Genomic DNA, 19,344 nt, shown 5'->3' on the forward strand with positions numbered 1-19,344 from the left:
GCGGCCTGCAGTTCGACGTTGAGAGAGCGGGCGCCGACGCCGCCCCGGTTCATCGGGCAGAGCACCTGGATGTCCTTGATCGGATCGAGGCCAAAGCGGCTCGGAATGCGTTTGCTGACCAACTCCACGATCCGCAGCACGGCTTGTTCCGGGTCGGACGCCGGGACGAAATAGAAGTCTGTTTCGCCTTCATGAGGCGCCAGGTCGGGCATGTGCCCGGCGTTGATGGCATGCGCCGTGGTAATGATCTTGCTCTGCGCTGCCTGGCGAAACACCTCGGTCAGCCTGACCACGGGTACGGCGCCAGAGCCGATGATGTCCGCCAGGACCTGACCGGGGCCGACCGACGGCAGCTGGTCGATGTCGCCCACGATCAGAAGTGCGGCCGTGCTTGGCACTGCCTTTATCGAGGTGCACTTCACTGAAACCCGCAATTTAAGGCCCGATTGACAATCAGCCTTGGCCTTTCTCGCTCGTCTTGATCTCTACGTCACATCCAAAGGTAAAGTCGTGCGGGTCGTATCGCCGCCAGGCTTCTAAGGCCTCCTCTCCTTGCCGGAGGCGTTCATCGCATACCTTCTTGTGCGGCAGGATGGAGTAGGCCGCCATCGTGTCCTGCGTCTGAAGCACAATGGCCATAGACTGCTCCAGAGCCGCCCCCAATTCGTCTTCTTTCACATGCGCGAGATCACTTTTCTCGATATGGAGAAATGAGAGGACGAAGCTTTTCTCGGCGATCTTGAGCATGCTCTCCGTTCCCGAGTCCGCCGCGCCGCCCTCTATTTTTAGCTTAGCGTTCATCATGGAGTGTATGGCTGCGTTACGGACGGCGCTCGCAGGGAACATCTTCTCGTCGTCCTTCAGCCTCCCGCATCGCAGCCTGATCAGTCTTTCCCGATCTCCGTGGTAGTAGTCGATGTAGCTCATGCACAGCCTGTCGGCTCCACCGACCTGGTTGATGAGTTCAAGGTCCCGCTTGATGATGTCCTTGGCCATAGATGCGGCCCTCGCATGCTGCAGCTTGTCGAGCGCCCATTTCAGCATCGGAGTCCTCCCTGCCATTCCGCTAGGCAAGCTAAAGCGGGTTCACCGTAAGCGCAATCAGCACCGGGGCTACGAAGCCAGAACATTCGCGGCGCGATTAGGTACGGGCGCTGCTTGGGCGGAATGGGTGACGTGAACCTAAAGCCGCAACCGCCCAAGGCACAACCGGCGGCACTCCGTCCTTCGTATTGCTGAGCGATTGTTCACTCCATGAGCAGGACTGCTACCTTGGACTGCTGGAGCCATTCCGCCAGCTTCGACCAGCGCCGGCGCCCAGCGACATTCTTCACCGCGATCGCGACGGCCTTCTTCTGGCCGACCAGCACCACCAGCTTCTTGCCGCGGGTGACGCCCGTGTAGATCAAGTTTCGCTGCAGCATGGCGTAGTGCTGGGTCATCACCGGGATGACGACGGCCGGATATTCCGATCCCTGGCTCTTATGGATGGTCGCGGCATAGGCCGGGACCAGAGTGTCGAGCTCGCCGAAGGCGAAGGTCACCTTGCGCCCGTCGAAATTGACCGCGACTTCGCCCTCGTCGAGATCGACGTCCTCGATCATGCCGATGTCGCCGTTGTAGACGTCCTTGTCGTAGTCGTTCTCGATCTGCATGACCTTGTCGCCGGGCGCGAAGGTCCAGCCGAACCGCTCGACCTTCTTGTCTCCAGCTGGGTTCAGCGCGGCCTGCAGCTCGACGTTGAGAGAGCGGGCGCCGACGCCGCCCCGGTTCATCGGGCAGAGCACCTGAATGTCCTTGATCGGATCGAGGCCAAAGCGGCTCGGAATGCGTTTGCTGACCAGTTCCACAATCCGCAGCACGGCTTGTTCCGGGTCGGCTGCCGGGACGAAATAGAAGTCTGTTTCGCCTTCAGGAGGCGCCAGGTCGGGCATGCGCCCGGCGTTGATGGCATGCGCCGTGGTGATGATCTTGCTTTGCGCCGCCTGGCGAAACACCTCGGTCAGCCTGACCACGGGTACGGCGCCAGAGCCGATGATGTCCGCCAGGACCTGACCGGGGCCTACCGACGGCAGCTGGTCGATGTCGCCCACGATCAGAAGTGCGGCCGTGCTCGGCACCGCCTTCAGCAGCGACTGCATCAAGAGCACGTCGACCATCGAACTTTCGTCGACGACCAGCAGATCGCAGTCGAGCGGGTTTTCGTCGCCGCGCTTGAAACCGAAGGCCTTCGGATCGAACTCGAGCAGCCGGTGGATGGTTTTCGCCTCCATGCCGGTGGCTTCGGTCATGCGCTTGGCGGCGCGGCCGGTGGGCGCGCAAAGGAGGAGCTTGACGGACTTCGCCGCCAGGATGCGCAGGATCGAGTTCACGATCGTTGTCTTGCCCACGCCGGGGCCGCCGGTGATCACCGTGACCTTTGACTTGAGCGACAGGCGAACGGCGGCGGATTGGCTCGCCGCAAGCGTGAGGCCCGTCTTCTGCTCGATCCATGGCAGCGCCTTGTCGGCGTCGATTTCCGGCCAGGGCAGGGGACCAGTCTGGATCCGCTTGAGCTGCTCCGCGATTGCGCGCTCGGCGAGGTATAGCCCGGTCAGGAAGATGCACTCGGCATCGCCGACCGTGTCTGCCGTCACGGTGCCCTCGGCAAGTTCTTCCACCATGGCGCTCTCGATAAGAGCGGCAGGCACATCCAATAGTTTTTCCGCCAGCCCGATCAGTTGCGTCCGTGGCAGGCCGCAATGGCCGTCGCCCATCGCCTCGGTCAATGCGAAGGAAATCCCGGCGCGAACGCGGATCATGGCGGTCTTCTCGACGCCGAGCTTCTCGGCGATCGTGTCGGCGGTACGAAAACCGATGCCGCGGATGTCCCTAGCCAACCGGTAAGGGTTCTCGCTCATGATCTGCACAGCGTCCGTGCCATAGGTCTTGAAGATCCTGACCGCGCGCGCCGTCCCCACACCATGCTGGTGGAGGAACACCATGATCTCGCGGATCACCTTCTGATCCGCCCAGCCTGCGGTGATCTTGGCCGCCCGGACCGGCCCAATGCCCTCGACCTCGCGCAGACGCGCGGGCGCAGCCTCGATGATGTCGAAGACGTCCGTCCCGAAATGCTTGACCATACGCCTGGCATAGACCGGCCCGATGCCCCGGATCATGCCGGAGCCGAGATACTTCTCGATGCCCTCTACAGTCGAGGGGGCAGAGGTCTTCAGGAAATGCGCCTTGAACTGCAGGCCGTGGGTGCGGTCGTTGAGCCAGATGCCCGAGGCCGTGATCCATTCTCCCGCGGAGATCATTGCAGCGTGACCAACCGTGGTCACCAGGTCGCGGTGTCCTCTGGCCTTCACACGCAGCACACAGAAGCCGTTGTCCGAGTTGTGGAAGGTGACCCGCTCGACGAGGCCGACGAGAACCTCCCGCGGCGTCCCGTCCGTCATCGGTTGATGCCTTGTCCCCGTTTCCTGTCCTGTCGCGCGAGGTCTGCCATGGCCTTGCTGAAGAGATGCCGGGGGACGTTCACCAGGACGAAGCGACGCTTCTCATGCGGGCGATCCGGATCGTCGGCCTCGATTGCCAGCTCGACTGTTTCGTTGCTGGCATGCAGCGAGACCTTGATCTCGCTCTCATCGAAAGCCACTTCGTGGCGGCGGCCATTGTCGCCGCGGATGATCGCATAGGCCATGGATAGATCTCATGAGCGAACCAGCGGACGCGCACGGCAATCTAGCTCACGTCAATTGCGATGTACCAGCCCGGACGTGTGGCTGCGCCGCCGCCGGTCATTCCATGCGAATCGCGGGGAGGCGAAGTGGTCGTGCACGATCCCGTGGGTACTGCACGTCGATCGACGCAGATGGACCTTCAGAACGCTTTACCCAACCGCCTTGCCGCCCATGAACTTGTCGAAGGTATCGGGTGTCGGTTCCTCTTCCAGTTCCGCCAATTCCGATCGCGATGGCGCACGGTCCGGGTAAATCAGGAGCGAGATCGTCATCTCGTTGGTCGGCGAGAACACGGTCATTTCGCGAACGGGCTCAGACCCCACCCAGACGCCGGCCGGGTGGACGCGACCGTGGCGCCCGGTTTCCCCGTCCACTTCCTGCGCGGCGAGAGAGCCCGATGGCAGCTCGATCAGCGACTGCCGGGCAGCGTAGTAGATGCCGGTTCTGATCAGCGGTTCGCTGGACCATGCCCAGTCGATGAAGCCATCCTTGCCGACCACGATCATGGCCCGCTTGTCGGTGATGGTCAGCCATTTAAGGATCGCGGCGGTCAGAGACACGGCATAACGGTCGGCCAGCGCGGTCATCACGTCGATGTCGACGGTGCGTTCCTTGATCTGGGCGCGGAAGTCGTCGAGCGGCATCAACAGGTAAGAGGCGAAGGTGTTCGCCTCTGCCTCGATCCTGTTTCGTCCCTGATCCCAGTCTGCCATGTTTCGGTTGGTACATGTCAGACCGTCGGGATTGGCATGGCGATGCAGAAGGTAGTGGCCGAGTTCGTGGGCCAGCGTGAAGTTGCGTCGGCCTGGCGACCGGATGGTCTCGTTGAAGATGATGCCCCACTCTCCCGATCCGTTGGGGTGGGGCGTCAGCATGCCCTCCACGCCCTTCGAGAGGCTCAGCCCGTCCACCATGGTGATCGGGGCGTTCGGAAAGACCTGCCTGGAGAAATCCTGCGCCAGCGTTGCCACATCGATCGGGAAGCGCGGCAGCCCATGTGTTCCCTGGACCGCCGACAGGATCTGCGTCAGGCGAATCGCCCAGCCCTTTGGCGTTGTCGGCAGGCTCAACCCTTCCTTCCCCACATGTCGATCATCTGGCTGATCTTCTCCTGGTCCTCGACTGTCAGCTTGCTGAACTTGCGGAAGAAGGCCTCCTTCAGGACCGCATCACCGGGCTCCTCGCTTTCGTCGAGGAGGTAGTCGGTCGTCACTTCGAGGGCCTGCGCGATGCGGGTCAGTTTTTCGCCTGACGGCTTTCGCGCGTCGCGGTTCTCGAGTTCCCAGATGTAGCTCTTGCTTGAGTCGGTCAGTTCGGCAAGCTTGTCGAGGGAGTATCCCTTTTCCTGGCGGTGGCGCTTGATCTTGGCGCCGAGGGAGGTGGTCATCGCATCATCCTTGAGATTCCTGGCTGAGGATTCGTGTTCGCTATGCCGAACAAGATCGTAGTGCGCAAGTAGACGCGAGGGCTTGTTCGGTCTATATCGAACGCCAGCGTATCGCTTCCCGCTGATTCCCTCATCCCCCCGGCCAAGAAAGGGCTCCCATGACTGCCATTGCCGCGTTCCTCCGCAAGACCCCCGTCATCCGTTTGCAGGACTATTTCAAGGCCGGCGGGTTCACGTCCCTCGCAACGGTCGATTGGACACGGCCCGAGTCGGAGGTGGTCGAACCCCTGATCAAGGCGGTCGACAACATGTCCGACGACGAAAAGCAGCGCGTCGTCCTCGACGCTGGTCGTGTCGCAGCCCTGGCTGATGAGCCGGGCCAGAATGCCCTGCAGAACGTCGTCTTGAACCGAGCTGTGTTCGACATGCTGGAGGGCGCCAACAACCGCTCGCTCTGGGTTTTCCTGAATGAGCCCGATCGGTTCCGGCTGGCCGAAGAGGTACGCTACAATGATGAGCGCCGCCGCGGTCGGTCCTGGAGCGGTTTCGAGGTCCAGAAGGGTTGCGCGGTCCGCCGGGATCCGATGTCCGTCGCGGCCTTCACCAAGGCGATCCGCGACCACTTCGCGACACCCCATGTTCACGTCGACGTCTTCGACCGGCATCGTGTCGTTCTGGACGACCAGGAATGTGATCTCGTCCAGGTCGCCGTCTATCGCGAGGGGCGGCCGGAAGACATGCTGGGGTTCGATGCGAACAGCAGGCTGTCACGTCGGATCGTGAAGCCGGTGTTCGAGGCGGCCCTGACCTATGAGGCCGACACCGGCGTCATCGAGGTGGTGGCCAGGACGCGTGAAGACCGGGAGGATCTGACCGGCTTCATGGCGCGCGAGTTGCTCGGCATCGATTTCGATGGGAAACACATTCCCGCCCGTGAATACGATCTCAACATGCTGCTGAAGCCGTTCGACTTTCCGACGGACGACGAAGACGGCATCATGAGCGTCACCGTGAAGGAACTGCGCCTGATGGAGATCGGCGAGCGTGGCGAGCGTATCACGCTCGAGTCCATGTCGGGCGCCGAGCGGTCGATCTGGGAGATGGCCGAGGCGCGGATCGGTCTGGACATCGGGGGCACGGGACATGTCTTGCCGATCGCCACCGAGGTTCCTGAATGGATCATCACGCGGGCCCGGTTCACGATCAAGTTCCATCCAGGTCCGCAGAGAGGGCACGGAAAATCCCTGACGCTGACCGTCACGATGCCCCATGGCTGCAATCTGAAGGACATGACCGCGCATGAGCGTCTGATCGGTGAAAAGTATCTGCGCCGCTGGGGCATCCTGACCGACACGGCCGAAATCGGGAGTCTCCTTGACTAGAGGGGCCGCGGACCTGTTGCTGCAGGTGATGGAAACCCGCACTGCCAGGGTGCAGGGGGCGACGTTGCTGCAAGTTGCGCCTCGGGCAGCTGATCAGCTGCTCGAGGCCAGGCTTCTGGTAGCAAGCGGGCGCATCCCGGTTCTTGCCGCCATGGACGACTATGAAGACGAACCGATCCCGGCCGAGTGGTGCGCGGTTCGCAAACAGCACGGTTACCACGATAGCGTCGGTCGGTGGATCCCCGTTGATTCCATGGAGATTGCCGCCTACGGCGTCGACTACCCGCTTGCCATTGCCAGGATGCTGGTCGCATTCGACCGTGCTGGATCGCCGCGTCCGCAGTTGTTGATTGACGGGCTCGCCTGGGACTTCGGGACCATCGGGCTTGCTGGGGCAAAAGCCCCCGTTCCGGTCTGGTTTGCCCGGCGCCTTGGTGATCCAGCCGTTTTGGCCAAGGTCGAAGGTCTTTTCGAGCGCCGTCCTCCAGAAGAGATCCGCGTCGTGTTGACGTCGACGCCGGGCGACCGCGTGCCGGCGCCAACGCACAAGCGCAACCTGATCGTCAGCGTGGCGGACGTGGTCGGAGTGCCGGGCAAGCTCGCTATCTCGCCGCAGATCCTCGGGGCACGGGTCTTCCCCGGCGAGGTACAACGACGTTTTCCGATCGACCATTCCGAGGATTGCGGGGTCGTGTGGCTTCGCGGTGAGGCAATCCGCTTCACTGGCGACAAGCAGCGGCGGCTCCTCCAGCTGCTGTTTGACGCCTATTGGTCCAAATCGCCAGTCTGCCGAGTGGCGGTTGTCCTCGAAGAGGCCGGCTTCGGGAGCCAGGTGAACAGCCTGAAAAAGGCGTTCGGCCGGCGCGACGACTGGCGTCGCTTCATCAAGTTCGACGATGGCAACTGCTGGATCGAACCCTGATCCGATCCTCCCGATCAAGGTGAAAGGCCGTCCGTTGGGGCGGCCTTTTTGATTTTCGGGACAGCTTTCTTCGCCAACTCCCAGTTTGCCTCCCTCCCGTCTCCCTGATGCCTCCCACGCCCGGGGCGATGGTCCTTCGCAGGCATTAGGCCAAACGCGAAGGAGACGAAGATGTCGGTGACGCATCTCAACCAGGTCGAGCTGGCGGCTCGATGGAAGATCAGCCCGCGCACGCTGGAGCGCTGGCGTTGGACGGGCGAGGGGCCCGCTTTCATCAAGATCGGCGGCCGGGTCGTGTACCGCCTGGAGGAAGTCGAGGGTTACGAAAACAGGCGGCAGTGCACCAGCACGGCGAACACGTTCGCCCTGAAGCTGGTGCGAGGGGGAGCATGATGATCCCCAACCAGATCACTCTCGAAGCGCTTGCGCGTCTGCCGATCGGGGAGATTGTCGCCCTGCCTGCTGCGGAACTCGCCCGCCTTCAGCATGACGTCGGCGAGGCGTTGCGCAAGGCCAGGCTCACCGTGGCCTGGCTCGATGGCGCGCTTTCCCAGAAATATGCCGAGCGCGCCAGGGCGGCGCGTGCTGATGCCGAGAAGGATTTCGGCGTGGCGCGCTTCACCGATGGCGACGTCACGGTCGTGGCCGACCTGCCAAAGAAGGTCGAGTGGGACCAGCACGACCTCGCCGATCTCGTCGAGCGCATCAAGGCCGAGGGCGAAGATCCCCGCGACTATGTCGAGGTCAGCCTCAAGGTTTCGGAGCGCAAGTACGGTTCCTGGCCCGCTCATATCCGCAAGGCCTTCGAGCCCTGCCGGACCGTTCATCCCGGCAAGGAGACGTTCCAGCTGATCCTCGCAGGAGGTGACGCATGAACGCGCTCACCATCACGAACCTGGACACGTCGAGTCTTCCCCGGCTGGTCGAGACGGCGGCCGCCGCGTTGGCCAACGCCCGATCGGCGGCGGAGGTGCTCGAAGCGCGAGAGATCGCCTCGCTCGTCTATGACGTGGCGAAGCGGACGGCTCGCTTGCACAAGGCCAAGAACGCTCACGACGAACTCGTCACCGCCGCTCACCGCGTGCAGGCCGATGCACTGACTATCGAAGCCGGTGCCAAGCGGCGGCTGGCCGACGAGTACGACGCGGCGCGTGTTGGGGGTGTCGTTTCCGCCCAGGGGCAGCGCACCGACCTTCTTCCCGACGAGAAGAAGGTTCCGACGATTGCCGAGCTGGGCCTGACACACAGGGACATTCACGACGCCCGCCTGATCCGGGATGCGGAGGCGGCTGATCCGGGCATCGTGCGCCGCACCCTCGATGAGCGGCTTGAACGGGGCGAGGAACCGACGCGCGCTGCGGTCCGGCGTGCCGCCGAGGCTCGGCTGGAGCGATCCATCGACCGGCTCAAGCGCACGCAGGACAGCGTCCAGCGGCTCGAGGCGGAGAAGGCCGAGCCGCTGACGGCAGAGCAGCGCGCCCGCCAGGTCGCGGTCTTCGGCACGGTCGATGACCGGGCAATCTGCGCGCGGATCGAGGAGATCGTCGAACTCGTCGGCGAACAACCGGATGCCGCGGAAGCCGTGCGCCGCATTCCGCCCGCGTCGCGCCACGCCATCGACACCGTGCCGATCCGCCGCGCGGCGGCCTGGCTCACCGAATTCAGCACCCTTTACGAACAGGAGGCCCATCATGGGAACCATGCGTCTGAATGACGTTGTCGCCGAGATCGTCGGCAACGTGATCGCCGGCAGCACGATCAACAAGCGGCAGGCTGCCGTCGATCGCTGGGACGACATCGATGCCGATGGCCAGTACCTGGCCGGGATCGATGGTGTCGTCGGCCGGATCGATGGGCGGGCCCGTGCCCTGCGCGTCAAGGCCGAGAAGGTCGCCGATACCGCGCAGGCCGAACTGCCCTTTCAGCTGCCCATCGCCGTGGCCATGGACCTCGATGGCACGACGCTTGTCGCCACACGAAGCTTGTCGCGCAAAGGTTTCAAGCGCGCCATCGAGATCCGCCGTCAGCAGATCGCCCATGACCGGCGCGCGCTGCGCGAATGGCAGCAGGCCCTGAACCAGGCGGACCGTTTCTGGACGAAGCATCCCGATTGGAGCTTCGGCCAGTGCCTCGATGCCATCCTGGGTGCGACGGACACGGTGGTCGTGACGGAGAAGCTGTCATGAGCAGCACCCTCCCGATCATTCTCGCCGACCAGCGGCTCGCCGAGCGACGCGGCATCAAGGCCGCCATCTTCGGCAAGAGCGGAATTGGCAAGACGTCGCTTCTTTGGACGCTGAACCCGGAAACGACGCTGTTCTACGACCTCGAGGCGGGCGATCTCGCCATCGAGGGTTGGAGCGGCGACACGATCCGTCCGCGCACCTGGGAGGAATGCCGCGACTTCGCCGTGTTCATCGGCGGCGCCAATCCGGCCATTCCCGATGGCCGGCCCTACAGCCAGCGCCATTACAACGAGGCCTGCGGCCGGTTTGGCGATCCGCGTGCGCTCGACAAGTACGCGACCATCTTCGTGGACTCGATCACGGTTGCCGGGCGCCTGTGTTTCCAGTGGGCGAAGGAACAGCCCGAAGCCTTCTCCGAAAAGAGCGGGAAGCCCGACATCCGCGGCGCCTACGGCCTGCATGGCCGCGAGATGATCGGCTGGATCACGCATCTGCAGCACACGCGCATGAAGAACGTGTTCTTCGTCGGGATCCTCGACGAGAAGCTCGACGACTTCAACCGCAAGATCTTCGTGCCGCAGATCGACGGAGCCAAGACTGGCCTCGAGCTGCCAGGAGTCGTGGATCTGGTGCTGACGATGACGGAACTGGCCGATGCCGACAAGAAGCTGCACCGGGTGTTCGTCTGCCAGACGCTGAACCGGTGGGGCTATCCCGCCAAGGATCGGTCCGGCCGTCTCGATCTCGTCGAGGAGGCCCATCTCGGGCGCCTGATCGCCAGAATCGGCGAGCCTGGCCGCTCTCCCCTCGAACGTCTGACCTTCAGCCGCCCGGCGCCTGTCGCTCCGGACGCTGACGCCTCTCACCCCCAAGCCAAGATCTGAAAGAGGAGACTCTCCCATGACGAACGCATGGAACGACTTCAACGACGCCCGGCAGAACGCCAACCTGATCCCCAAGGGCACGATCGCCAGGGTGCGGCTTACCATCCGCCCCGGCGGCTTCGATGATCCGTCGCAGGGCTGGACCGGCGGCTATGCCAAGCGCGGCCAGACGGGCGCCGTCTACATCGACGCCGAATACACCGTGCTCGAGGGGAAGTATGCCAGGCGCAAGGTCTGGTCGATGATCGGGCTCTACAGCCCGAAGGGTCCGGACTGGGGCAACATGGGCCGCAGTTTCGTGCGCGGCATTCTGAACTCGGCGCGCGGCCTTTCCGACAAGGACAACTCGCCGGAGGCGCAGAACGCTCGCCGCATCTCGGGCATCGCCGATCTCGATGGCATCGAGTTCGTGGCGCGCATCGATCTCGGCACCGACGCGAATGGTGACGAGAAGAACGACATCCGCCAGGCCGTGACCCGTGACCACAAGGACTATGCGGCCGCCATGGGGAGTCTTGCGGCGCCGATGGGCTTCGCACCGGCTCCAGCCTATGCGTCCCATCAGTCGGCCTATGCGGCCGCGGCCCAGCAACCCGCCTATGCGGCCCCGGCGCAACAGTCGAGCTACGCGCCGCCGCAGCACCAGCAGCCCACTCACGCACCTCATGCCCCCCAGCAGCCCGCGCATGCCCCGCAGCAGGCAGCACCGGCGCCGGTCGCCGGCGCCCGTCCGACCTGGGCGCAGTGAGGTCGGCCATGCTGTTGCGTCCCCGTCAAAACCTCTTCGTCGAGCGCAGCCTGGCTGCGCTCGACACCCACGACAACACGCTGGGTGTGGCGCCGACCGCATCCGGGAAAACCGTGATGTTGTCGGCGGTCGCGGGCAGGATGGTAGCCGGCGGCGGCAAGGCCTGCGTGCTGGCGCATCGCGATGAACTGACGGCGCAGAACCGGGCCAAGTTCACCCGCGTCAATCCGACGGTCAGCACCTCGGTCGTCGATGCCACGACCAAATCCTGGGACGGCCAGGTCACCTTCGCCATGGTGCCGACGCTGGCGCGGGACGCCACCTTGTCGGCCATGCCCGCGCTCGACCTGCTGGTCATCGACGAGGCGCATCATGCGGTCGCCGACAGCTATCGCCGCATCATCGACCGGGTGCGCGAAGCCAATCCCGATGCCCGGATCTTCGGGGTCACGGCGACGCCGAACCGCGGCGACCGGAAGGGGTTGCGCGAAGTCTTCTCCAACGTCGCCGACCAGATCCGCATCGGGGAACTGATCGCGTCCGGTCATCTCGTGCGGCCGCGCAGCTTCGTCATCGACGTCGGCGTGCAGGAGGCGCTGAAGAAGGTGCGCAAGACCGCCTCCGACTTCGACATGAGCGAAGTCGACGCCATCATGAACAAGCAGCCCGTCACCGACGCGGTGATCGCGCATTGGAAGGAAAAGGCCGGCGATCGGCAGACGATCGTCTTCTGCTCGACCGTCGATCATGCCGCCAATGTCGTCATGGCGTACCGCGCAGCCGGGGTCGCTGCAGCTCTCGTCCATGGCGAGATGGGAAGCAGCGAGCGGAAGCAGACGCTCAGTGCCTATGACCGCCGCGAGATCCAGGTGATCGCCAATGTCGCCGTGCTGACGGAGGGCTATGACAACCCGCCCACGTCCTGCGTCGTGCTGCTGCGCCCGTCCTCCTACAAGTCGACCATGATCCAGATGGTCGGGCGGGGTCTTCGCACCGTCGATCCCGCCGAATATCCCGGCGTCGTCAAGACCGACTGCATCGTCCTCGACTTCGGCACCTCGAGCCTGATCCACGGCACGCTGGAACAGGATGTCGATCTCGACGGCAACACCATGGCCGGCGAGGCTCCGACGAAAACCTGCCCGTCCTGCAAGGCGGAGATCCCGATCGCCGTGACCGAATGTCCGCTCTGCGGCGAGGTTTTTCCGCGCGACGAACCGGAGGCGGGCGAGGGCGCCGACGTCATTCCGCTGTCGGGCTTCATGATGACCGAGATCGACCTCCTGAAGCGATCGAGCTTCGAATGGGTCGACCTGCACGGCGATGGTGCGGCCCTCGTCGCCAACGGCTTCAACGCCTGGGCGGGCGTCTTCGCCCTCAATGGCCGCAGCTATGGCATCGGCGGAGCTCAGGGCAAGCGGGCGAGGCTGCTTGCCGTCGGCGAAGCGATGGTCTGCCTCGCGGCGGCCGATGATTGGCTGAACACCAACGAGACCGACGAGAGCGCCCACAAGACCCGGAACTGGCTGCGCCAGCCGGCGACCGAGCGACAGCTCGCTTACCTGTCGGCCGAGTTCCGACACGACTTCAGCCTGACGCGCTACCAGGCCTCCGCGCTGCTGACGTTCCGTTTCAACCGCGATCGGATCCGGAACCTCGTCTTCGGCGCCGAGAAGGCCGCGCTTGCGGCGGCTGCGTGATGGAGGAGCTTCATGTCGCCATCACCCACATCCGCCAGCGCGCGCTTCAGATGCTGGCATCCGCGCTTCGAACTCTGCGGCGTCTGCCGGCGACCGACGTGTGGCTTTGGCTGGCAGGAGCCAGATCCTGTGAGCCGGCCGCGCCCGTCGGTCTGGTTCTGCTCCATCACCTGTCAGGCCTTCTTCTGGCAACGGGCGCGGAGATCGTCCGCCATGGTTGATCTCACCGACGCGGAAAAAGCCGCCATGCGCGAGGCCATGAAGATGGTGGCCGAGATCATGGAAGAGATCGGCTGGCAGACCCGGTTCGCCGATCTCTCCGAGCCCCAGGTCCTCACCCTCATCGAAGTCGCCATCGGCGGCTTCCAGGACGCCATGCGCGAGATCGCCGCCGCCACCGAACAACACTCACCGAAGGTGCCGTTCTGATGCTGGACTTCAATCGTCGACCGAACGTCGCGGAGCTGTTGAACAGCGCCGTCGATGTTGCCCTTACCACCGAGAACGCTTCACGTCCCCGCCGCGACTATCTCGGCGGCTCGCGCATCGGCCATGCCTGCGAACGCGCCCTGCAGTTCGAGTTCGCCGGGGCGCCAAAGGATGATGGCGCCGACTTCGCGGGCCAGACGCTGCGCATCTTCGCCATGGGCCATGCGCTGGAGGATCTGGCGATCCAGTGGCTGCGCGCCGCCGGCATCGATCTCTACACCCGCAAGGGCAACCGCCCGGACGGCGAGCAGTTCGGATTTTCCGTCGCCGGCGGCCGCATCCGCGGCCATGTCGACGGGATCATCGCTGGTGCGCCCGGAGTGCTGAAGCTCGCCGTTCCCGCGCTATGGGAATGCAAGACCATGAACACGAAGAACTGGCGGGCCTGCGTCAAGGAGGGCGTCACCAGGTCAAAGCCGGTCTACGCCGCCCAGATCGCGCTCTACCAGGCCTACATGGATGCCAGCGTGCCTGGCCTTGCATCCAACCCCGCGCTGTTCACCGCCATCAACAAGGACACCGCCGAGCTTCACCACGAGTTGGTAGCGTTCGACGCCGAGCTTGCCCAGCGCATGAGCGACCGGGCGGTGCGCATTCTCAGCGCCACCGATGCCGGCGAGTTGCTGCCGCGGCTGGCGCGCGAGCGCGATCATTTCGAGTGCCGCATGTGCCCGTGGGCCAACCGCTGCTGGGAGATGGCCAGATGAGCAGCGACATCCCCGAGAACACCGATCAACCCAACCCGTTCGAAGGAGCAGACGACATCATGACCAATGATCACGATACGCCTGACACCACCATTCCAGAAGCCCCCGAGACCGGCGCCGGCAATGACCATGGAGAAGCAAGCCCACAGGAGAACCTCGTCCACTTCAACCCGTGGCGCGATTTCAACGACGCTCCTTCACAGGTCGATGCGTTCGGCGACGAACCGGATCCGCAACTGATCACGGCGTTCCTCGACATGGTCTTTGGCTATTGCGAGGGCCTGGTGCCGATCCGCAGCTTCATCGACAAGGGGCAGGGCTACAACGGCCGGCCGCACAACATCTGGGTCGAGGCCAACGAGGCTCTGCCGGAAAAGATGGCGACCTTTGCCCACTGGGCGAGCCGTGAGGGTGCGGCCGTCTATGTGATCCCCGGCACCGTGGCTGCCGCCGGCCAGGCCGGCGCGGATCATGTCGTGCAGATGCAGACGGTCGTCGTCGATCTCGACACCGGCGACATCGCGGCCAAGCGCGCGCATCTCGAAAAGCATCTGGGTTTGCCGACCATGGTGGTCGAAAGCGGTGGCATCACGCTGGACGGCCAGCACAAGTGCCATGTCTGGTGGAAGCTGTCCGAGCCCGTCGAGGCCAGTGATATCGCCCGGGTCTGCCGGCTGCGAGGCGACATTGCCGCCAAGGTCGGCGGCGACATGCATTTCCGCTCGGCCCACCAGCCGATCCGTGTCGCCGGCAGCGTCTATTACAAGAACAGCCTGAAGACGCTGGTGCGCATCGTCGAGCACAATCCGCAGATCGAGTTCCATCTCGACGAGTTCGCGCAGGCCGTCTCCGAGATGCCGCCGGCGCCGGGCATCTCGCTGCAGCCGAACTTCACCGCCCATGACAAGCCGGATGTCGGCGACGTGCTGGTGACGCCGGTGCGCGAGGGCGCGCAGGACGACTGGTCGCGCTTCGAGGGCGCCAGCGCTGCGATCGGTCACTTCATCCGCATGGTCCACGAGGGCCGGATGTCGAAGGACGAGGGCTGGGAAGGCATCTGTGGCTACAACGCCGCCATGCTGCGCCCGCAATGGTCGGTGGAGCGGCTGGCGCGCGAGTCCGAGCGGCTGTGGAACCGGCATGTCGAAAGGCATGGTCCCCCGCTCATCCGCCTCGACAGTGCCGCCCCGGCGCCAAACGAGATGCCCGTCTTCACGCTTGGCGCTCTCATCGACGACGACAGCCCGATGCCGCAGGACATCATCGCGCCGCGCGTGCTGACACCAGGCGGCCTGCTGGTGCTGGGCGGCGCGCCGAAGGTCGGCAAGTCGGACCTCCTGATCTCGCTTCTGGTGCACATGGCGGCGGGCGAGCCCTTCCTCGGCTTTACGCCGCCACGGCCGCTGCGCATCTTTTATCTGCAGGCGGAGATCCAGTACCACTACCTGCGTGAGCGCATGAAGCAGATCAGTCTTCCCAAGCTGGTCATCGCGGGTGCCCGCGACAATCTGGTCGCCACGCCGAAGCTGAAGATGCTGCTCGATACCGAGGGCAGCATGCGCGTGGCCGAGGCGATCCGCCGGGCATTCCCCACCGATCCCGTCGACATCATCTGCATCGACCCGATCCGCAATCTCTTCGACGGCGGTCCCGATGGCGGCGGCGAGAACGACAATGACGCCATGATGTTCTTCCTGAAGGACCGGGTGGAGGTCCTGCGCGATCACATCAACCAGGACTGCGGCGTGGTGCTGGTCCACCACACCAAGAAGCTCTCGAAGCAACAGGTCAAGGACGACCCGTTCCTGGCGCTGTCGGGCGCAAGTGCGCTGCGCGGTTTCTATACCACCGGGCTGATCCTGCACCGCCCCGACGAGGACAGCTCGCAGCGCCGCCTGGAGATCGAACTGCGCAACGGGCCGGCCCTGGACGCCAAGCTGGTCGACAAGGTCAACGGCGAATGGGTCGAGATCAACCCGATGAACGAGCGTCTGGTGCGCGCCGAGGTTGGCGGGAAGTTCGATGCCGAGCGTGTCCGCAAACAGGATGTCATCCTCGGCCTTCTCCTTGATGAGGCTGCCAGGGGCCGGCTCTACACGATCAACCAGTTCGCTGAAGCCTTCGAAAATGCGGCCGGACTGGGTGGAAAGGACGCGATCCGCAACCGGATCGGGGTGCAGGCCACCAAGGGCTTCATCAAGTTCCTGCGCGACGGCTCCCCCTATGGGCTTGGTGCATCGCGGTCGCGCTTTGGCTTTCTTTGCGTCGAGGGGATGGTCTTTCCGGTGGAGGGCGAGGAGGTGGATCCGGACACTGGTGAGGTGTCACCGGTCAGCATTGCCGTGCTGCCCACCCACTACAAATCCGCCCAGACCGGGGCGCTGCTCGAGGTCGAGAACCCCCTTGTCTGGGTCTATCCCGATGGGGAGCGGCCATGAATACCCCGACAGAGCGATTTTCGCGGAACTTCGTGCAGGCCAGATCAGACCGGAATCCGGGACTTGCCGCAACTGGCCCGTCACACGGCCGCAGGCCTTCGCACGATCCCGATGCAGCCAGTTTCAGCACGTTTCCGAAACTGCCTCCGCAAGATTGCGCAGGAACTGCTTCCAGTACTCGTCAACCAGTTTGGGCCGTACAGGGAGTTTTGGGCGTCCGAAACTGGAAATTATTCAATCATCACAATGGTTTGATTGCAGCAACAATACTGGGTGGTGTGAACCCACCCCCTACGGGGGTGGGGGAGAACGCCGCAAGGCGTGTTCTCCCACTCCCACCCCCGGGGGGTTCCGCGCGCGGGGCCTCTTGCCCCCAAAATCTCAATCCGACGACGGCGGCCCCGTACCGCCAAGCACCAGACCACCGTCGTCTTCCACCAAAACAGCCAACCCAAGAAGGAGACCGTCCATGGCTGTAGCGACTCTGCGCATTGCAAGCCGCGATGCAATCCCACCCCTCGTACCGTTGGCCGAGGCCCCGGCACGTCACACAACCGCGACCCTCGCCCTCGATCTCGGAACCACCACCGGCTTTGCCATCCGCAACACGTCCGGGCTGATCACCAGCGGCACGGTGTCGTTCCGGCCTGGTCGCTACGAAGGCGGCGGCATGCGCTTCCTGCGCATGACCAACTGGCTGACCGCGACCGAGGAAGCCGCGGGTCCGATCGGCGCCATCTTCTTCGAGGAAGTCCGTCGCCATGTCGGCACCGACGCGGCCCACGTCTATGGCGGTCTGCTGGCCGTCATGTCGTCCTGGGCGGAATTGCGGGGCGTGCCCTATCAGGGCGTGCCGGTCGGCACCATCAAGCGGTTCATCGCCGGCAAGGGCAACGCCGACAAGGCGGCCGTCATTGCCGCCGTTCGTGGTCGTGGGTTCAGTCCGGCCGACGACAACGAGGCTGATGCCATCGCGATCCTGCTCTGGGCGATCGAGACCGACGGAGGTGTGCGATGAACGGGGAGACCATGCTCCGCAATGCCGCGTCGGTCGTCGCCGGACGGCGCAGGACCTATGGCGACCCGGCCGCCTCTATGGCGTCCGTCGCTGCCCGCTGGTCGCTGACGCTCGGCACGCCCGTGTCGGCCGCCCAGGTCGTGCTCTGCCTGATCGACCTGAAGCTCGCCCGCCTGGCACACGATCCAGCGCACCAGGATTCGATCCTCGACGTGGCCGGCTATGCCGCCGTCCTCCAGGAGGTCGTCCATCACCACCAGCAGGAAGGGATCTGAGCCATGGCACCTGGACGCAAACGCAAAGCGGGCAAGCGCTATCCCTGTGGCAAGCGTGTGCGCGAGGAGACGGAACGCGAAGCGATGTCTGTCGCCCTCGATGCACGCGGCCGCCACTATGGCGTGTCAACGAAGCGGGCGAGGGACGAGCGGCTTGGCTCGGCGCTCGGTCGGCTCGCCTTCACCGGGCTGATCAGCGATCTGCAATACCAGGCCGGTGTCGCTTTCGCCGCGCTCTACCGCCAGCACAACGTGACGGTGGGCTTGCCGATGCCGAGCCCGAGCTCTGTCGCGGGCCTCCTCATCAACGAGGGGATCTTTGGCGCAAGCCCGAGCGAACCCGTGCTCGATGTGATCGAGAACGTGAAGCGGCGGTTTGCCGAAGCCACCGCAGCCCTCGATGACTGCGATCGCGAACATCGGCTGTTGTCAGGGCGCCGGCCCACGTTTCTGGTCTACCGGGTGATTTGCGCCGACGAGGACGTGCGGCACACGGACGACGACGACATCGGCAATCTTCGCGTCGCGTTGAATGCCCTGGTGCGTGTGTTTCGCCTCAGATGAGGCTTGTCCACCCGACAGCGCTACGCCACGTTTCGCGCCAGCACGAAGGACTTATCATGTTGATATGTTTCGCAAAAAGGCTTGACGATCACTCGCGACGCGGCTAAAAGTTCCGATATTGGACGCTTGGAATTCCGCCCGGAGATCACCTCTCCGGGCGTTTCTGTTTCGGAGGCATCGGCGATGCGTGTCGTGCTTCTCGACGCCGACGACGTGCGCATTCGTTTCGAGGCTGCCTGCCATCGTCTTGGCGAGGGTGAGGCCCGACGCGCCTTCTCGATGGCGCTGAACAAGGAAGGCCGCAAATCCTTTACGCAGATGCGCCGCACTCTGAGCCGGCAGTCGTCGATCCCTCGCGGCGCGGTGAACGCCGCCATGCGTTTCAAGGGCGCCACGCGTGCCACGCTCACCACCACCACGTCCGGCTCCGGCCGGCATCTGCCGCTGTCGGTCTTCGGCGCGAAGCAGTTCTCCTACGGCGTCCGTGCAAAGGTCTGGGGCAGGGCACAGACCTACCGCTCGGCCTTCGTGGTCAACCGCTTCGGCAACGGCGTATTCAAGCGCAAGGGCAAGGCTCGCTTCCCGATCGAGCAACTCTGGGGCCCTGCGGTCCCCGTCGAAATGCTGCGCGACGAAGCGCACACGGCATGGACCGACCAGCACCCTCGCGTGCTGAAAGAATCTACGCGATTGGTCGGGTTGATGCTGGCAGGAGCGCAGATCGGCGCAAGCATGCGCAAGCGCAGTGGAGCGTAGGGGGGCGGGGCTAGGAGCCCCATTGCGGGGTTCTGGGTAGCGCTGTCGCCGCTGCCCGGTTTTCGCGTGTTTTTTCCGGTTTGATTTTTCCGTTTTGTTTTGATTTCAGGGGGTCTAAATCATTGAAATCATTGATGTCGACCCCAACGAAGCGGGTTTT

Annotated in this window: 21 protein-coding genes and 1 pseudogene; 16 read left to right on the forward strand and 6 right to left on the reverse strand. The window is 64.2% G+C overall.

Features of this window, described 5'->3' with window-relative positions; translation table 11 throughout:
* From N1F91_RS29625 to N1F91_RS29650, 6 genes and pseudogenes are all read right to left on the reverse strand, one after another.
* Positions 1 to 407, reverse strand: a pseudogene (locus N1F91_RS29625) (AAA family ATPase); the annotation flags it as partial.
* Positions 408 to 453: 46 nt separating this feature from the next.
* Complete coding sequence (locus tag N1F91_RS29630) at positions 454 to 1,044, reverse strand: hypothetical protein (RefSeq protein WP_289997442.1); 591 nt, start codon at positions 1,042 to 1,044, stop codon at positions 454 to 456.
* Between the two features lie 203 nt (positions 1,045 to 1,247).
* A complete protein-coding gene (locus tag N1F91_RS29635; RefSeq protein WP_289997443.1) occupies positions 1,248 to 3,443 on the reverse strand; it encodes an ATP-dependent RecD-like DNA helicase in 2,196 nt (731 codons plus the stop codon).
* The gene (locus N1F91_RS29640; protein ID WP_289997445.1) at positions 3,440 to 3,688 is read right to left on the reverse strand and encodes a hypothetical protein; all 249 of its coding nucleotides are present in this window, start codon (positions 3,686 to 3,688) and stop codon (positions 3,440 to 3,442) included. Before N1F91_RS29640 ends, N1F91_RS29635 begins: the two co-directional genes overlap by 4 nt.
* A 189-nt stretch (positions 3,689 to 3,877) precedes the next feature.
* Entirely contained in the window at positions 3,878 to 4,798 is a 921-nt protein-coding gene (locus N1F91_RS29645; RefSeq protein ID WP_289997447.1) for an ImmA/IrrE family metallo-endopeptidase, read from the reverse strand.
* Entirely contained in the window at positions 4,795 to 5,115 is a 321-nt protein-coding gene (locus tag N1F91_RS29650; protein WP_289997448.1) for a helix-turn-helix transcriptional regulator, read from the reverse strand. Before N1F91_RS29650 ends, N1F91_RS29645 begins: the two co-directional genes overlap by 4 nt.
* Positions 5,116 to 5,273: 158 nt before the next feature.
* Here N1F91_RS29650 and N1F91_RS29655 point away from each other — a divergent pair, with 158 nt between their 5' ends.
* The 16 genes from N1F91_RS29655 to N1F91_RS29730 all read left to right on the forward strand — a co-directional run bounded on the left by N1F91_RS29655 (position 5,274) and on the right by N1F91_RS29730 (position 19,184).
* A complete protein-coding gene (locus N1F91_RS29655) occupies positions 5,274 to 6,497 on the forward strand; it encodes a hypothetical protein (RefSeq protein WP_289997449.1) in 1,224 nt (407 codons plus the stop codon).
* A 16-nt stretch (positions 6,498 to 6,513) separates the two neighbouring features.
* Positions 6,514 to 7,419 carry a hypothetical protein gene (locus N1F91_RS29660; RefSeq protein ID WP_289997451.1) on the forward strand — a complete coding sequence of 302 codons (906 nt, stop codon included), beginning with the start codon at positions 6,514 to 6,516 and terminating at the stop codon, positions 7,417 to 7,419.
* Positions 7,420 to 7,590: 171 nt separating this feature from the next.
* Complete coding sequence (locus N1F91_RS29665) at positions 7,591 to 7,812, forward strand: helix-turn-helix domain-containing protein (protein ID WP_289997452.1); 222 nt, start codon at positions 7,591 to 7,593, stop codon at positions 7,810 to 7,812.
* Complete coding sequence (locus N1F91_RS29670; protein WP_289997454.1) at positions 7,809 to 8,294, forward strand: hypothetical protein; 486 nt, start codon at positions 7,809 to 7,811, stop codon at positions 8,292 to 8,294. The genes N1F91_RS29665 and N1F91_RS29670 overlap by 4 nt, the downstream gene beginning before the upstream one ends.
* A complete protein-coding gene (locus N1F91_RS29675) occupies positions 8,291 to 9,133 on the forward strand; it encodes a hypothetical protein (RefSeq protein WP_289997457.1) in 843 nt (280 codons plus the stop codon). The genes N1F91_RS29670 and N1F91_RS29675 overlap by 4 nt, the downstream gene beginning before the upstream one ends.
* 25 nt (positions 9,134 to 9,158) lie before the next feature.
* Entirely contained in the window at positions 9,159 to 9,605 is a 447-nt protein-coding gene (locus tag N1F91_RS29680; RefSeq protein WP_289997459.1) for a hypothetical protein, read from the forward strand.
* Entirely contained in the window at positions 9,602 to 10,489 is an 888-nt protein-coding gene (locus N1F91_RS29685) for an ATP-binding protein (protein WP_289997462.1), read from the forward strand. Before N1F91_RS29680 ends, N1F91_RS29685 begins: the two co-directional genes overlap by 4 nt.
* 16 nt (positions 10,490 to 10,505) lie before the next feature.
* Positions 10,506 to 11,237: a hypothetical protein gene (locus N1F91_RS29690; RefSeq protein ID WP_289997464.1), complete on the forward strand. Its 732-nt coding sequence runs from the start codon at positions 10,506 to 10,508 to the stop codon at positions 11,235 to 11,237.
* An 8-nt stretch (positions 11,238 to 11,245) separates the two neighbouring features.
* Positions 11,246 to 12,937, forward strand: coding sequence for a DEAD/DEAH box helicase (locus N1F91_RS29695; RefSeq protein WP_289997465.1), 1,692 nt, complete (start codon positions 11,246 to 11,248; stop codon positions 12,935 to 12,937).
* A 213-nt stretch (positions 12,938 to 13,150) separates the two neighbouring features.
* Entirely contained in the window at positions 13,151 to 13,366 is a 216-nt protein-coding gene (locus N1F91_RS29700) for a DUF6511 domain-containing protein (RefSeq protein ID WP_289997466.1), read from the forward strand.
* The gene (locus N1F91_RS29705; RefSeq protein WP_289997467.1) at positions 13,366 to 14,133 is read left to right on the forward strand and encodes a hypothetical protein; all 768 of its coding nucleotides are present in this window, start codon (positions 13,366 to 13,368) and stop codon (positions 14,131 to 14,133) included. Before N1F91_RS29700 ends, N1F91_RS29705 begins: the two co-directional genes overlap by 1 nt.
* Entirely contained in the window at positions 14,130 to 16,571 is a 2,442-nt protein-coding gene (locus N1F91_RS29710) for an AAA family ATPase (protein ID WP_289997468.1), read from the forward strand. The genes N1F91_RS29705 and N1F91_RS29710 overlap by 4 nt, the downstream gene beginning before the upstream one ends.
* Before the next feature lie 469 nt (positions 16,572 to 17,040).
* Positions 17,041 to 17,589, forward strand: a complete 549-nt coding sequence (locus N1F91_RS29715) for a hypothetical protein (RefSeq protein ID WP_289997469.1) — start codon at positions 17,041 to 17,043, stop codon at positions 17,587 to 17,589.
* Positions 17,586 to 17,864, forward strand: coding sequence for a DUF6378 domain-containing protein (locus N1F91_RS29720; RefSeq protein WP_289997470.1), 279 nt, complete (start codon positions 17,586 to 17,588; stop codon positions 17,862 to 17,864). The genes N1F91_RS29715 and N1F91_RS29720 overlap by 4 nt, the downstream gene beginning before the upstream one ends.
* 3 nt (positions 17,865 to 17,867) lie before the next feature.
* Positions 17,868 to 18,428 (forward strand): hypothetical protein, encoded by a 561-nt coding sequence (locus N1F91_RS29725; RefSeq protein WP_289997471.1) that lies wholly within the window; start codon positions 17,868 to 17,870, stop codon positions 18,426 to 18,428.
* An 81-nt stretch (positions 18,429 to 18,509) separates the two neighbouring features.
* On the forward strand, positions 18,510 to 19,184 hold the full coding sequence (locus tag N1F91_RS29730; protein ID WP_289997472.1) for a hypothetical protein: 675 nt from the start codon (positions 18,510 to 18,512) through the stop codon (positions 19,182 to 19,184).
* The last annotated feature ends 160 nt before the right edge of the window (positions 19,185 to 19,344 follow it).

Source organism: Aquibium sp. ELW1220 (assembly GCF_030398385.1).
GTDB lineage: Bacteria > Pseudomonadota > Alphaproteobacteria > Rhizobiales > Rhizobiaceae > Aquibium.